The sequence below is a fragment of the Nonomuraea soli genome (assembly GCF_013761175.1).
Taxonomy (GTDB): Bacteria; Actinomycetota; Actinomycetes; order Streptosporangiales; family Streptosporangiaceae; genus Nonomuraea; species Nonomuraea soli.
This window is the reverse complement of sequence record NZ_JACDUR010000003.1, coordinates 1,067,922-1,080,967: the sequence shown is the minus strand read 5'-3', so window position 1 is coordinate 1,080,967 and position 13,046 is coordinate 1,067,922. Positions and strand designations below refer to the sequence as shown.

Sequence of the window (13,046 nt, the reverse complement as noted above, 5' to 3'; positions counted from 1 at the left end):
GATGAACCACCGCGCACTCATCGTGTCCCTGCTGGCGCTGGTGGCGGTCACGTCGTGTTCCATGCACGTTGAGCAGGAAAGTGCGCCGATCTTCGTCGCCGCCTCCTCGACGGGGGCGATTCTCTACGAACCGCAGACCGAATCGCACCTCGGGTACGCCTCGGACGGGCGGCGCGTGTGGACGGACAGGCAGGCCGCCGTCTGTGCGGCCCGGTGCCCGGAAGCAGCATTCTCCACCGCCACCCGGAAGGTGCTGAGCCAGCGGGGCGATGCGGACACGGTCGTCGCCGAGGGAGCTACGCTCCGGATCCAGCGTGCTGACGGCAAGAAGGAGAGCTTTCCGGTCGCCGATGTGGAGAACGTCCTTTGGCTGGAAAGCCCCGACAGGACGACCGCTCTGTTGCTCTACGCCGACCCCACGGTACGCGGCGGTGAGATCCTGCGCTTCCGGCGCGACGCTGACGGATGGCGGTCGACAGGGGAGCGCGTTCCTGCCGGGGGGTTCTGGGGTGGCTGCGTCGGCGGAGACTGGGCGATCCTGACCGGCGAGCGCGGTGGGATGCTCAGGGACGGGACCGTCGTTCCCCTTCAGGTCAGTCTCGACCAGCCGGGGGAATGCGTGGCCGGTACGCGAGGGGGCGCGGTGGTGTCCCGCTACGTTGACCAACGCGGAATCCATCACACCGAGGTTCGCGGCATCGACCCGAGCGGGCGGCAAACGTGGTCGCGCGACGTCGCCGCTCGGGCCGGCGTGATCGCCGATCCCTCCGGTACGGTGATCGGCCTGGTCCACGATGGCGAGCTGGAACTGCTCGATGTCAAAGGGCAGGTCCGCGAGCGGCGCGAGGGCGTCGTCGCGGCCAGATTCACCGAGACGGGCAGCCTGGTGACAGTGGACACCGATGGCAAGGTCATCTGGGCCGCATGAGTTCACTCACCCGCGTGACGAACGGACGCGGGCTGTGGTCTTGCCTGCGGGGACTCTGGCGGCGACCAGGCCGGAGCCGGTCGATGCGGAGGCAGCGAGCCTCGGCGGTGGCCTGTGGCTTGTCGCCCTCGATCTGGGCTTATGGTGGAGTCCTCCGAGCTGAGCCCGTGAATTGCCCGGGCTGGTCCGGATCATGCTTTCGCTGTTACGGCACCAGGAGCACGACCTTGAGTGGGCACCGCCCTCACCTACCGGACTATCAACTGCTGGATCGCGCCCCCACGATCGCCGAATACGAGCGGTTGTGCCGGGTCGTCGGGTGGCTCACCCAGGACTTCTCTGCTGCCCCGCGCGCGCTGGCCGCCTCCCTGGCGTGTGTGGTGATCGAGCACCGTGGACGTGCGGTGGCCATGGCCCGGCTGGTCGGCGACGGCGCGATGTACTTCTACGTGCAGGACTTTGTCGTCCACCCCGACCACCGCAGGCACGGCCTGGGCGACGCGATGATGCGCCGGCTGCTCGAGCATGTCCACGGCCAGTACGGCAAGCGAGCGTTCGTCGGACTGTTCGCCACGCCCGACGGGGCCGCGCTCTACGAGCGTCACGGCTTCGGCGCCGGCGAGCTGAAGGGGATGTGTCGCCTGATCGAGTGACTCACGGGCGCGATGTAGCGGCCGGCCAGTCGTTTGAACCTGGCACGGACACCGAGCCGTTCGTGAACGAGTTCTCCACGTAATTGGCCACGGTCGGCCCGGTGTTCGCTGCGGCACACCTCACGCCGTAGGAGCCAACGCCTACTGTCGAAGGCCGGTCATCGCGGGGTCGGCCGGGACGGCGACGGCGGTTCGGGGCCAGGTCCACGCGGAGCGCAGGATGAAGGCCAGGAGCAGCACCTCGATCCCGATGGAGAGGCCGTAGAAGAAGGCCCACTCCCAGGTCTCCCCCACCGCGTTGAACAACGAGAAGGGGATGTAGAGCGATGCGACGACGAGGTTCGTGGCGCGGTTCACCCGGGCGGGCAGCGTCATGGAGAGCAGCACCATCAGGATCGGGATCGCCAGGCACGCGGTGAAGATGGTCAGCAACATCGGGCTGACGTCGAACTCGAAGACGACGCCGGCCAGGATGCCGTCGACGGTGCCCGGCTTGTAGAGGTGGAAGTAGTCGACGTAGATGTAGAGGAACATGAAGCTGGTCCATGCGGCGGCGAGTTTGGCCTGCACGGGGATCGGCGGGGTGTCGAGCAGGTTCGGGGTCTTCGTTCGCACGGTCATCGGTTCTTCCTTCCTGAGGAGCGCGCTTTCGTACATCGTACTTCGTACGCCGTACTACGGATAGTACGCTGTACCATGACCGTGCGCTGGGCGATTGTCAAGCCGTCCGAGAGAGCGAGGAGACCCGTTGTCCGCGAGGGAACCACGCCAGGCCGCGTCAGACCCCGGGCTGAGCAAGGCGCGGGTGGTGGCCGAGGCGCTCCAGCTCGCCGACCGTGACGGGGTCGACGGGCTGAGCATGCGCGGGCTGGCTCGTGCGCTCGGCGCGGGCGCGATGTCGCTCTACTACTACGTGGCGAGCAAGGAAGAGCTGCTGGACGCCATGATCGACATCGTGTTCGAGGAGATCGAGCTCCCGCCCGACGAGACCGACTGGCAGTCGGCGATGCGACGGCGGGCGGTGTCCGCCCGGCAGGTTCTCGCACGTCACCCGTGGGCGATCGGCCTGATGGAGTCGCGGACATCGCCGGGGCCCGCGAACCTCCGCCACCGCGAAGCGGTCACCGCCTGCCTGCGGAAGGCCGGCTTCACGGTCGTGATGGCGGCGCACGCCAACTGGTTGCTCGACAGCTACGTCTACGGTTTCGCCCTGCAGGAAGCCAGTCTGCCGTTCGACACCGCCGGCGAGCTCGCGGACATGACCGAGGGCGTCTTCCTGCCCCAGCTTCCTCCTGACAAGTACCCGTACCTCAACGAGTCCGCCGCGGTGCTCGCCGCTGCCGGCTACGACCCGGCGGACGAGTTCGTCTTCGGCCTCGACCTCGTCCTCGCCGCTCTCGAGGCCTTGAGAGCGCCTTAGGACGTCAGCCGCTAGCCCCCGGTCCCTCAGGCTCCCAAACCCTGTCGGGCCGGTGTAAGCCCTGTTCAGCGCGTCAGCGAACGATGTGGGACAGCCTGACAACACCGATTCCTTGTGGACACCATGCCGAGCCGAAACCTTGGTTATCGCCGCCACAGGAATCACCTCAGGAGAACCCATGAAGCTGCCCGCATCCGCCGCCATCCTCGCGGGAGCCGTACTGACCGCTTCGTTGATCGGAGCGCCCGGGGCGGCGGCGGCGCGGGTGGGCGGCGCCGCGGCGCTGCCCGCGGTGAGCATGGCGGTCACCGTGAAGGCGGCGCAGATCGACCCGCGCCGGCTGGACGACACGCTCACGCCGGGCGCGAAGGCGAGCGTCCTGCTCGTCGAGCAGGCGCTGCGCGACCGGCGGTTGCTCGACGCCAAGTGGGTGGACGGCTACTTCGGCACGACCACCGTCACCGCCTACGCGAAGTACCAGAGGTCGCTGGGCCTGTCGGGGCTCGACGCCAACGGGCTGCCGGGCAGGAACTCGCTGACGAAGCTCGGCGCCGGCCGCTTCAGGGTGGTCGACGTGATCGAGCCGGGCGGCCGGGTGCCGATGGACGGCTACGTCGTCAACGCCAGGACGAAGGCCATGCTGACGGAGGCGGAGCGGCTGTTCGGGCGCGGGTTCACGCTGGACCAGGGTTCTTACAACCCGGGCGGTGATCCCACGTCCGTCGGCACCCACGACGGCGGCGGCGTGGTCGACATCTCGGTGCGCGGTCTCGATCCGGCCGCCCGCACCGCGGGGGTTCGCGCGTTGCGCAGGGCCGGGTTCGCCGCCTGGCTGCGCAATCCCCAGCAGGACGCCTGGCCGTGGCACATCCACGCCGTCGCCATCAGCGACCCGAGCCTGTCCACCCAGGCCCAACGCCAGGCCGGCGACTACTACCTCGGCATGAACGGGCTGTCGGGGCGTGGCCCCGACGACGGCCCCAAGGTGCCCATCCGCACATGGGAGGAGTATCAGCGCCGCTGATCTCCCCACCTCCCTCCATCCCTTCGTTCAAGGAGACACACCATGAGAGCGCGTACCAGCATCCTCATGTCCGCGACCGCCGCCTTAGCGCTGAGCGCCGCCGTGCTCGGCGCGGCCTCGCCAGTCTCGGCCGCGAGCCGCGACGGCGTCTGCGACACCGGCGAGTTCTGCTACTACTTCAACAGCAACAACCAGGGCTCGGTCTCCGACTTCACCAGCTCGGTCGCCGACTACGCCACGACCCAGCCGAGCTGCTACGACTTCAAGGGCCCCGGCGCCGGCAAGGGCCAGTGCATCAAGAACTCAGCCGCCTCCGTCTGGAACCGCAGCAGCAAGACCGTCCGCGTCTACTTCAACACCGGCCACGCCGGCCAGTACCAGGACTTCGGCCCAGGAAGCCGCGGCAACCTCAACGCCACCCTGAAGAACCAGAACGCCTCACACCAGTTCTCCCCTTCGACCTCGGCGCGCAGCAACCTGTCGTTCTCGCTCTACGCGGCGGCCGGCCGTATCACCTGCGGCTTCGACGGCTACACCAGCACCGCGGGCCGCCACGAGGGCATCGACTTCGCGTACGGAGTCGGCTCCAACGTGCGGTCGCTGGTGTCGGGCGAGCTCATCAACGTCCAGTACGGTGCCACCGGCCGAGCCGGCCTGTCGACGATCTCCATCTACCTCCGCTCCGTGAACAAGACGGTCGTCTACCTGCACACCGCCCCGCTCTCCTCGCTGCGGGTGGGTCAGCAGATCGCGAAGGGCCAGGTCATCGCCACCGAGTCGTGGCGCGGCGTGTCCACCAGGGCCTCCGCGCACACCCACGTCGAGATGCGCCCCGGCCGCCAGTTGCGTGCCGCGAAGAGCGTCGGCGACTCGCACCTGCAGAACCCGAACCCCACCTCCTTCTGGAACTCCCAGGGCTACACCGTCCGATGACCTCCGAGGCTCCGATGATCTCCGAGGCTCCGATGAGGAAGGCGAACGTGTCTCCACGATCTGTACGGCTGAGCGCCGGCGTCGCCGCCGCGATGATGTTCGGCGGCGCGCTCCTGGCGACGGCCGCCCCCGCCGCGGCGGCCGGTCGCGACGGCGTCTGCGACTCCGGCGAGTTCTGCTACTACTTCAACAGCAACAACCAGGGCTCGGTCTCCGACTTCACCAGCTCGGTCGCCGACTACGCCACAACCCAGCCGAGCTGCTACGACTTCAAGGGCCCCGGCGCCGGCAAGGGCCAGTGCATCAAGAACTCAGCCGCCTCCGTCTGGAACCGCAGCAGCAAGACCGTCCGCGTCTACTTCAACACCGGCCACGCCGGCCAGTATCAAGACTTCGGCCCAGGAAGCCGCGGCAACCTCAGCCCCACCCTGAAGAACCAGAACGCCTCACACCAGTTCGTGAGCGGCGGCGGTGGAAGCACACCGACCGGCTGCAAGACCGACGGCTCCGACACCAGGCTCCCGACGACGATCCTCGTCTACCGCAAGTCTCTCGGCCGGGTGGAGCGGGTGGACTTCAAGACGTACGTCAAGAATGTCCTGCCCAACGAGTGGGTGTCGAGCTGGCCCGCTGAGTCGCTCAAGGCCGGCGCCGTGGCGGTCAAGAACTTCGGCTGGTACTGGGCGCTGCACTCCAACAAGAAGACGCCGGGCGGCCAGTGCTTCGACGTCTACGACCACACGTCGAGCCAGGTCTACAAGCCCGGGTCCGCGAAGGCCGTGACCAGCGCGGCCGTCGACGCGATCTGGGGAACCAGGCTGACCCGGAACGGAAAGATCTTCCGCGCGCAGTACTGCTCGACCACGACCGCCTGCGGCAACTGGAGCGACGGCGACTGGATGTCGCAGTACGGCTCGCGCGACAAGGCGAGGGCGGGCTGGAGCTACGCCGCCATCCTGAGGCACTACTACAGGGGCATCGCCCTCGGCTGACCTCGATCTTCCCGCCGTGTGCGCACACGGCGGGGATCGTCATCCGCCGACGATGAGCTGGAAGTTGATCGGCCGGTTCCCGGGAAACACGACCGTCCCCGAAGCGTCGACCATCTTGAACCGCACGTAGCACAGGCCCGGCTTGCGCGGCGTGGTGACATCGGTGCGGATGTCGACCGTCTCGCCGGGCGGGGTGTCAGGGATCGGCACGTCGGAGATGGTCTGGCACTGGTCGGCCTGCTGCGCGGCATCGAGGCGGCGCAGCGAATAGCCCTTCCAGAGCACGGTGCCGGCGTTCTTGAGCTGCCAGACCTTCGTCATGGTCTCCCCCTGCCCTACCCGGGTGCAGTCGGGGAGTGTCACGTCCTTGATGAACATGGCCGCGTCGCCCTTGTGCAGGGGCGCGGCGGCGGGCGGGTTGGTGGAGCGCACCGGACAGTCCGCGGGAGAGAGCGCCGCCACCGATGCGGTGATCGCCGGCGCGTGGCCGCGCGCCTCGGGCTCGCCGCCGAGCCCGGCGAGCAGCGCGATCAGCGCCGCCGCCCCGCACGCGCCGATGCCCGCCGCGATCATGATCGGCTTGCTGAGCTGAAACCGTTTACCGACCGGCAGCGCGGGAGGCTCGGCGACCGGACGTTCCTCCGTCACCCCCGTCGACCTGACCGCCAGGCTCGCCGCCTCCCACCGCTCCCGGTAGTCGGCCGGGTCGGCGCCGCAGGCCTTGACGAACTCGACGGTCGTCTCCCAGCTCGGGAGCCGATTGCCCTTGGTGGCCTCGTGCAATGTCGTATGGGAGATCGCCCCGGACCGGCCGGACATCTCCCGGAAGGGTGGATTACCGACCGCGTCGCGTAACTCCCGAAGGACTGTCGCGAATTCCTCGATCGTCGCCGTCCGAGCCCGTCTGTCGTCCACCGTGCGAAGCTAACAGCACCCGTAGCCCGGCCTCAACCCGAACTGTCATCCTCGCCGGGGCCTGTCGTGCGGCCGGGATTGCGCCGCATGCCACTCACGCAGGACCGGCGTGAACGGCCAGGATCCGCCAGCCGTACTCGTCCGTGTGAACCCACGTGCGGGTGTAGGCCATCCGCCCGGCGAACGGCGTTCCGGCGTAGGTGCCCTCCAACGTGCCGAGGAAGCAGGTGACGCCCGTGCTCCCCGCGACGAGCACGGTGAGGTCCTCCTGGGCGACCTTCGTCATGACCTGGACACCTGAGCGGTGGTTGTGCAGATCGAGCTCCTTGGCATCGGGGTGACACCGGCCGTCCGGCGGACCGGTGAAGACGAGCCGGTCGTCGAGCAGCCGGTCGAGCTCTGCGACGTCTCCGGCGAGCTGGGCAGCCTGCAGGCGGCCCTCGGCCTTGCGCAGCTCGTCGACGAGGGTGGCGTGTTCGGCCATGTGAGAAGCCTTCCAATGATCGATTCGGGCACGGAGTGAGCATCATAGCCACGGCCCCGAGACGCGATCGCCCGTCAGCGGCCTGTTGTCGGCCTCACCGCGGGGAAGCTCGGCGATCCGCCGTCAGGCGATCACGTACGTCTCGGCCACGACGTCGGCGGCGCCCTCGGGGAAGAGCATCGCCGTACGGCATAGCCGAGGATCTGCTCGTAGGTGCGCCGGTACACCCCCTCGAACCGCGACGGGTCGTGTTGTTCACTCTTGAACCTCACGCGACGTAAGGCCCTAACCTCGCCATGCACAGAGATCGACACAACCAAGCAGAGGATCAACCATGCGCGAGGTCGTGCTGTATCACCTGATGTCGCTGGACGGCGTCGCCTACGAGGAGCCGGGCGACTGGCTGGCCGACGAGGGTGATCACCTGATCGACTGTCTCGGACAGGTCATCGCCACCCAGGACGACGTCCTGCTCGGGCGGGGAACCTACGACTACTGGGTCGGGCACTGGCCCGTCTCAGACTTCGAGCCTTTCGCCACCTTCATCAACAGCGTGCGCAAGCACGTCGTCACCTCCAGCGAGCTCACCTCGACGTGGACGAACACGGTCGTGGCCCACGCGCCTGCGGTCGACTACGTCACCGACCTGAAACAGCGGCCGGGCGGTGACATCGGCGTGCACGGCAGCCTCCACCTGGCACGATCGCTCATGGGCGCCGGACTCATCGACCGGATGCGGCTGGTCGTCGCGCCTGCCGTCGTGGGACAGGGCAGGCGCGTGTTCGAGGCGGAAGACGTCGTGCGGTCGTGGACGCTCTCGGGTGTCGAGCAGGGCCGGAGCGGAACGCTCTTTCTCGACTACGTCAGAAGGTAGGACGGGCAACGGTCACGTCGGCCGCTCGCGTACGGTGCGCGGCGAGCTGCCGTGCCAGCGCTGCGTGGCACGTCGCAGGGCTCGGGCGTCGCTGTAACCGACCCGATCGGCGACGGCGTCGACCGTGAGGCCGGTGTCCCGCAGCAGCCGCACCGCCCTGCCCTGCCGTACGGTCTCCAGCTCGGCCCGCCAGGTGGTGCCCTGCTCGGCCAGGCGGCGCTGCAGCGTGCGCGAGCTCAGGGTCAGGCGCGCGGCGACCGCCCGCAGCGAGCAGTCGCCGTCGCGCAGCGCGTCCGCGACGGCCGCGCGGAACCTGTCGTGCCAGGTCGACGCGGGCCGTACGGCACGCAGCACGAGGCCGGCATGCTGCCGCAGCACTCCGGCCAGGCCTGGCCTGACGTACGGCAGGGGCGCCGTGAGGTCGGCGGTGAGGAACGTCAGGCTGTCGGATTCGGCGCCGAAGGTGATGTTCCCGCTGCCGAACAGCTCGGCGAGGCCGTCGTGACGCCGGGGCGCGGCACGGCTGAACCCCGCGTGCACGGGGGTGACGGTTCTGCCGCCGGCACGCCGTACCTGTTCGAGCACCACCCCGAGCCCGAACTCGATGCGGGCGGCGGCCACCGCCGGGGCCAGGCGTGTCGTGGAGCTGTGGCGCACCGTGGTCAGCTCGCCGTCGTCGATCACCTCGATCGACTCCGTCGCCGGATCGGCGAGGACGGGGAGATAGGTGGCGGCGTCGCGCAAGCCGTCCAGGAGGTTCTCGCCCCCGCCGAACAGCTGGCTCCACAGCCCGACCCCCTGGCCGGGCAGGGCGCGGACGAGCTGCGGGGCGCCGACGTCAGCCAGCGCCTCCCAGAGCGAGTCGGTGACCGACGCCGGCACGCGCACCATGTCGTCGTGGAGCTCGTCGCCGAAGGCGGCCAGCTCGGCGTGCGCACCCGCGGCGCCGGCCAGCAACCGGGCCAGCTGGGTCGACACGGTCCCCTCGATCACACCCGCGAGCCTACGCGAATGGCACCTTTCGTCCGCTTTATGGCACGATCCGACCGCATCCTCCCTTCAAGGGCCGAATAGCGTAGGTGAAACCAGAATCCGCGGCATGTGTGAAGGAGCTTGAGCGTGCGTGAGGTGAAGGCGGCCGACGGCCGCACCCTGGCCGTCGAGGAGTGGGGCGAGCCCGATGGCAACCCCGTCGTGTACACCCACGGCACACCCATGAGCCGCCTCGCCCGCTACCCGTACCCCGAGCTGTTCACCGACCTGGGCATCCGGCTGATCACCTACGACCGGCCCGGCTTCGGCCACTCCACGCCGCACCGCGGACGCCGGGTGGTGGACGCCGCCGACGACATCCGCACGATCGCCGATGCCCTCGGCCTCGACCGCTTCCCCATTTTCGGCGTGTCAGGAGGCGGGCCGCACGCGCTCGCCTTCGCCGCCCGTCACCCCGGCCGCGTCACGCGCGCCGCGTCACTGGCGAGCCTGGCGCCCTGCGACGCGCAGGGGCTGGACTGGACGGCCGGCATGATGGAGAGCAACCGCCGCTCCTCCGACGCGGCGCTGATCGGCAGGGACGCCCTGGTCAAGCTGTTCGCCGAGGACGAGGAGAGCCAGAGCCCCGCCGCGCTGCTGCCGCCCGCCGAGCAGGCCGTCCTGGCCCAGCCCGAAGTCCAGGCCATGCTCCGTACGGCTTTCGCGGAAGCCGTACGGCCAGGCAAGGAGGGGTGGATCGACGACGAGTTCGCCCTGTACGGCCTGCCGTGGGGGTTCGACCCTGCGACGATCGGCGTGCCGGTGCGGATCTGGCACGGCTCCCTGGACACGGTCGTCCCGGCGACGCACGGACGCTGGCTGGCCGCCCACATCCCGTCCGCCACGCTCATCGAGGCAGACGACGCCGGTCACGCCGGACATTTCGCCGCCACACCCGCGATGCTGCGCTGGCTCCTGGGCGACGTCTAAGGTCTCAGGAGCAGCGGCCTTCACGGGCGCCCGTACAGCTCACGGAACACGTTGCGTTCCTGAGCCCGGCGGCCGGGGTGGCGACGCTCCTCCGCCGGATACCCGACGGACATCAGCAGCGCGATGGCCAGGTCGTTCCGGCCCTCGATGCCGATCGCCTTCTTCACCTTGACCTCGTCCCAGCCGTTCATCGGCGAAGTGGCAAGCCCCATCTCCATGGCGGCGAGCATCACGTAGGTGGCCGCGATCATCGCATCCTTGACCGCGTACTCCCGCAACAGGCCACGCTCCTCAAGATCCGCCTGGAAGGCTTGCGACGCCGCGGAGAACATCGCGATGAACTCGTCGTTCCACGCTCCATTGCGGCGAGCCTGCTCATACACGTCGCTGCGATCCTCGCGCCAGGACAGCGGCTCGGCGACGAAGACCAGCATGAGCGGCGCCTCCTGCGGCTGCGGCTGACCACCGGTGGCCCACGCCAGATTCGCACGCCCTTCGTCACTGGTGACGGCGACGATGGACCGGTCCTGGAGGTTCCAGCTGGTGGGCGCCTCGATGGCAAGAGCGAGGAGCGCGTCGAGCGTGCCCACGGGGATCGCATCGGGACGGTAGTGACGGACGGTGCGGCGGGTGCGGATGGCTTCGGCGACAGACATGATGTGAGGCGTCATGCCACTAACTATCGGAGAGTGACTCTCCATTCGAAAGAAGGCACTATTTAGTGCGTTACTCTCCCTCCATGGAAACCATCGTGGAGTCGTCCGGACTACCGGCCGACGCCTTCTCGGCGAAGTGCCCGACCCGCCAGGTGCTGGATCACATCGCAGGCAAATGGACCATCCTCGTCGTGGATGCCCTCCTCGAAGGCACCATGCGCTACACCGACCTGAGCCGACGCATCGAGGGCGTCTCACAGAAGATGCTCACCCAGACCCTGCGCAGCCTCGAAGGCGACGGCTTCATCACGCGCACCGTCCACCCCACCATCCCACCCCGGGTGGACTACGACCTCACCCCGCTCGGGCGCAGTCTCGCCGAACCCATCACCGCGCTCCGCCGGTGGACGGAAGACCACATCAACGAGATCGAACAGGCCCGGCATCGGAATAAGCAACCCTGATAACCGGTGCAGAAATCATCGTTGGAGATGGACCTTATCGGCAGAGCAGAATGCCCCCCATGACTGTGACGCCTTCTCCAGAAGCTTTCCGCGCGGCCAGAGCCGAGGGAAACGAACTCCTACGAAGCAGCGGGGCGCTTTTCGAATCCTTCTTCTCCTTGGACGGCGCAGCCTACGCGCCCGGCGCCCTGCCCGCCTCGGTCAAGGAACTGCTCGGCCTCGTGATATCCGTGATGAAAGACTGCGAGGAGTGCGTCTATTACCACCTGGAGCGATGCGACGAGGAGCGAGTCGCCCGCGAACAGGTGCTTGAGGCGCTGCAGGTCGCGCTTGTGGGAGGCGGATCGGTGGCCATTCCACTCCTTCGCCGGGCGGTCTCTTACATGGAGGACCTTCCGACCTTGGCACGTCAGCACCCCTGGACGGAAAGACGCGGTTGATCAGGAGGGGCCTGCGAGCCCCCAGCACCAGCGGCTGGTCTTATGACGGACCCATTGTGCGGATCAGCACGGGCAGCGCCACCAGCAAGGCGACCGCTCGCAATATCCCCGCCACCGGGTACGGCGCCCGCAAGCCGAATACGTGCGCCACCAGCCCCCCGGCCAGCGCCCCGAGCGGAATCAGCCCCCAGCCGAGCATCCTGTAAGCGCTGTTCACCCGGCCGAGCAGGTCGGATGGCACGATCCGCTGCCGGAGCCCGACGGTCACGATGCTCCACAGCGTGGTGACGAAGCCGTTGACAGCCAAGAGTGCGCCGAGCATGGTCACGTTCGGGCTCAGCCCGATCCCGACGAAGACGAGGGCGTTCGTGACAAGCGCGGCGACGAGCGGGCGCAACTCCCCCTGGCTCTTGACGAGACGCGCGCCGACCAGCCCACCGAGCAGACTGCCGACAGCGGCGCCGGCGAGCAGGAGCCCGTAACCACGCGTGTCCAGGCGCAGCGTGTGGGTCGCCAGCAGGATCAGGGTGGCGTTGCCGAGTTGGAAGCAGAAGGTGTTGACGCCGAGCAGAACCGCGAGGGTGCGCAGTAGCCGGTGACGGACCAGCCAGCGCAGGCCGTCCGCGATCGCCGTACGCATCGGCTGGTGGCCGTCCCGCACATGTCCTCGTCGAGGCAGCGTCGCCAGTAGCGCGGCGGACAGAGCGAACGAGGCGGCGTTCAGACCGAACGGCAGCGCCGCGGCGACCGCGAAGAGCAGGCTGCCGGCTGGTGGTCCCGCGAATTGCAGGCCGACCGTGGTGATCGCCTGCTGGTGACCGTTCGCCTTGGGCAACAGCGGGACGGCGACGATATCCGGCAGCGCCGCCTGCGCCGCGTTGGCGAAGACGACCGCGCACGCTCCCAGGGCGAAGGCGGTGAGCGCGAGCGCCGGGATACCGATCCGATCGAGTGCGACGAAGCCCGCGAGGGCAGCGACGATCAGGGCCGCAAGCCCCTGGGCGCGCCACATGAGGACGACGCGGTCATACCGGTCGACGATCGCACCGACTGGCAGGGACAGCAGCAGCCAGGGGAGGTACGTCGCCGCGGACACGACCGCGATGAGCCGCGGGTCTTGAGTGACCATGATGGCCAGCAAGGGAACAGCGGCGGCGAACGCCCCGTCGCCGACGCTGTTGACGCCTGTCGCCCACCACATCCGCCAGTAGTCCGCGGACAAACGCGGCTCAGGCTCGCTCTGCGTCATGCCGGGATCTTCTGGCGCCCAACGCCCGTCACGACAGCTTTTAGGCGGGGGC

At 68.6% G+C, this 13,046-nt stretch carries 16 protein-coding genes; 10 read left to right on the top strand and 6 right to left on the bottom strand.

Going from position 1 to position 13,046, the window contains the following annotated elements; translation table 11 throughout:
* The first annotated feature begins 1 nt into the window (after nucleotide 1).
* Both HNR30_RS18105 and HNR30_RS18100 read left to right on the top strand, forming a co-directional pair.
* Nucleotides 2–928: a hypothetical protein gene (locus tag HNR30_RS18105; RefSeq protein ID WP_181611001.1), complete on the top strand. Its 927-nt coding sequence runs from the start codon at nucleotides 2–4 to the stop codon at nucleotides 926–928.
* 227 nt (nucleotides 929–1,155) lie between these two features.
* Nucleotides 1,156–1,581 (top strand): GNAT family N-acetyltransferase, encoded by a 426-nt coding sequence (locus HNR30_RS18100; RefSeq protein WP_181611000.1) that lies wholly within the window; start codon nucleotides 1,156–1,158, stop codon nucleotides 1,579–1,581.
* 141 nt (nucleotides 1,582–1,722) lie between these two features.
* On the opposite strand, the gene HNR30_RS18095 is transcribed toward HNR30_RS18100, so the two are convergent.
* Nucleotides 1,723–2,202: a DUF6326 family protein gene (locus HNR30_RS18095; RefSeq protein ID WP_181610999.1), complete on the bottom strand. Its 480-nt coding sequence runs from the start codon at nucleotides 2,200–2,202 to the stop codon at nucleotides 1,723–1,725.
* Between the two features lie 127 nt (nucleotides 2,203–2,329).
* Between HNR30_RS18095 and HNR30_RS18090 the strand changes: the two genes are divergently transcribed.
* The 4 genes from HNR30_RS18090 to HNR30_RS18075 all read left to right on the top strand — a co-directional run bounded on the left by HNR30_RS18090 (nucleotide 2,330) and on the right by HNR30_RS18075 (nucleotide 5,950).
* A complete protein-coding gene (locus HNR30_RS18090) occupies nucleotides 2,330–3,001 on the top strand; it encodes a TetR/AcrR family transcriptional regulator (protein WP_181610998.1) in 672 nt (223 codons plus the stop codon).
* A 178-nt stretch (nucleotides 3,002–3,179) separates the two neighbouring features.
* Nucleotides 3,180–4,025, top strand: a complete 846-nt coding sequence (locus HNR30_RS18085; RefSeq protein WP_181610997.1) for a peptidoglycan-binding domain-containing protein — start codon at nucleotides 3,180–3,182, stop codon at nucleotides 4,023–4,025.
* A gap of 42 nt (nucleotides 4,026–4,067) precedes the next feature.
* The gene (locus HNR30_RS18080) at nucleotides 4,068–4,958 is read left to right on the top strand and encodes a peptidase inhibitor family I36 protein (protein WP_181610996.1); all 891 of its coding nucleotides are present in this window, start codon (nucleotides 4,068–4,070) and stop codon (nucleotides 4,956–4,958) included.
* Nucleotides 4,959–5,005: 47 nt separating this feature from the next.
* On the top strand, nucleotides 5,006–5,950 hold the full coding sequence (locus HNR30_RS18075) for a SpoIID/LytB domain-containing protein (RefSeq protein WP_220133634.1): 945 nt from the start codon (nucleotides 5,006–5,008) through the stop codon (nucleotides 5,948–5,950).
* Nucleotides 5,951–5,989: 39 nt separating this feature from the next.
* On the opposite strand, the gene HNR30_RS18070 is transcribed toward HNR30_RS18075, so the two are convergent.
* Together HNR30_RS18070 and HNR30_RS18065 are read right to left on the bottom strand one after the other, a co-directional pair.
* Nucleotides 5,990–6,769 (bottom strand): NBR1-Ig-like domain-containing protein, encoded by a 780-nt coding sequence (locus HNR30_RS18070; protein WP_181610994.1) that lies wholly within the window; start codon nucleotides 6,767–6,769, stop codon nucleotides 5,990–5,992.
* A gap of 190 nt (nucleotides 6,770–6,959) precedes the next feature.
* Complete coding sequence (locus HNR30_RS18065; RefSeq protein WP_181610993.1) at nucleotides 6,960–7,349, bottom strand: nuclear transport factor 2 family protein; 390 nt, start codon at nucleotides 7,347–7,349, stop codon at nucleotides 6,960–6,962.
* Nucleotides 7,350–7,683: 334 nt separating this feature from the next.
* On the opposite strand from HNR30_RS18065, the gene HNR30_RS18060 reads away from it, so the two are divergent.
* Nucleotides 7,684–8,223: a dihydrofolate reductase family protein gene (locus HNR30_RS18060; protein WP_181610992.1), complete on the top strand. Its 540-nt coding sequence runs from the start codon at nucleotides 7,684–7,686 to the stop codon at nucleotides 8,221–8,223.
* Between the two features lie 12 nt (nucleotides 8,224–8,235).
* Here HNR30_RS18060 and HNR30_RS18055 read toward each other — a convergent pair whose 3' ends face one another.
* Nucleotides 8,236–9,216, bottom strand: coding sequence for an AraC family transcriptional regulator (locus HNR30_RS18055; protein WP_181610991.1), 981 nt, complete (start codon nucleotides 9,214–9,216; stop codon nucleotides 8,236–8,238).
* A 126-nt stretch (nucleotides 9,217–9,342) separates the two neighbouring features.
* On the opposite strand from HNR30_RS18055, the gene HNR30_RS18050 reads away from it, so the two are divergent.
* On the top strand, nucleotides 9,343–10,185 hold the full coding sequence (locus HNR30_RS18050; protein ID WP_220133633.1) for an alpha/beta fold hydrolase: 843 nt from the start codon (nucleotides 9,343–9,345) through the stop codon (nucleotides 10,183–10,185).
* 20 nt (nucleotides 10,186–10,205) lie between these two features.
* Here the strand turns inward: HNR30_RS18050 and HNR30_RS18045 are convergent, their stop codons facing one another.
* Complete coding sequence (locus HNR30_RS18045) at nucleotides 10,206–10,856, bottom strand: nitroreductase family protein (RefSeq protein ID WP_181610990.1); 651 nt, start codon at nucleotides 10,854–10,856, stop codon at nucleotides 10,206–10,208.
* A gap of 68 nt (nucleotides 10,857–10,924) precedes the next feature.
* Here HNR30_RS18045 and HNR30_RS18040 point away from each other — a divergent pair, with 68 nt between their 5' ends.
* Together HNR30_RS18040 and HNR30_RS18035 are read left to right on the top strand one after the other, a co-directional pair.
* Entirely contained in the window at nucleotides 10,925–11,305 is a 381-nt protein-coding gene (locus tag HNR30_RS18040; RefSeq protein WP_181610989.1) for a winged helix-turn-helix transcriptional regulator, read from the top strand.
* A gap of 59 nt (nucleotides 11,306–11,364) precedes the next feature.
* On the top strand, nucleotides 11,365–11,745 hold the full coding sequence (locus tag HNR30_RS18035; protein WP_181610988.1) for a carboxymuconolactone decarboxylase family protein: 381 nt from the start codon (nucleotides 11,365–11,367) through the stop codon (nucleotides 11,743–11,745).
* A gap of 40 nt (nucleotides 11,746–11,785) precedes the next feature.
* On the opposite strand, the gene HNR30_RS18030 is transcribed toward HNR30_RS18035, so the two are convergent.
* The gene (locus HNR30_RS18030; RefSeq protein ID WP_181610987.1) at nucleotides 11,786–12,994 is read right to left on the bottom strand and encodes an MFS transporter; all 1,209 of its coding nucleotides are present in this window, start codon (nucleotides 12,992–12,994) and stop codon (nucleotides 11,786–11,788) included.
* Nucleotides 12,995–13,046 lie beyond the last annotated feature (52 nt).

What these genes read in the sequence shown, in the direction of transcription:
- HNR30_RS18105 (WP_181611001.1), top strand. Translation starts at nt 2, where the DNA reads ATGAACCACCGCGCACTCATCGTGTCCCTGCTGGCGCTGGTGGCGGTC.
- HNR30_RS18095 (WP_181610999.1), bottom strand. Translation starts at nt 2,202, where the DNA reads ATGACCGTGCGAACGAAGACCCCGAACCTGCTCGACACCCCGCCGATC.
- HNR30_RS18085 (WP_181610997.1), top strand. Translation starts at nt 3,180, where the DNA reads ATGAAGCTGCCCGCATCCGCCGCCATCCTCGCGGGAGCCGTACTGACC.
- HNR30_RS18080 (WP_181610996.1), top strand. Translation starts at nt 4,068, where the DNA reads ATGAGAGCGCGTACCAGCATCCTCATGTCCGCGACCGCCGCCTTAGCG.
- HNR30_RS18070 (WP_181610994.1), bottom strand. Translation starts at nt 6,769, where the DNA reads ATGTCCGGCCGGTCCGGGGCGATCTCCCATACGACATTGCACGAGGCC.
- HNR30_RS18065 (WP_181610993.1), bottom strand. Translation starts at nt 7,349, where the DNA reads ATGGCCGAACACGCCACCCTCGTCGACGAGCTGCGCAAGGCCGAGGGC.
- HNR30_RS18060 (WP_181610992.1), top strand. Translation starts at nt 7,684, where the DNA reads ATGCGCGAGGTCGTGCTGTATCACCTGATGTCGCTGGACGGCGTCGCC.
- HNR30_RS18045 (WP_181610990.1), bottom strand. Translation starts at nt 10,856, where the DNA reads ATGACGCCTCACATCATGTCTGTCGCCGAAGCCATCCGCACCCGCCGC.
- HNR30_RS18040 (WP_181610989.1), top strand. Translation starts at nt 10,925, where the DNA reads ATGGAAACCATCGTGGAGTCGTCCGGACTACCGGCCGACGCCTTCTCG.
- HNR30_RS18035 (WP_181610988.1), top strand. Translation starts at nt 11,365, where the DNA reads ATGACTGTGACGCCTTCTCCAGAAGCTTTCCGCGCGGCCAGAGCCGAG.
- HNR30_RS18030 (WP_181610987.1), bottom strand. Translation starts at nt 12,994, where the DNA reads ATGACGCAGAGCGAGCCTGAGCCGCGTTTGTCCGCGGACTACTGGCGG.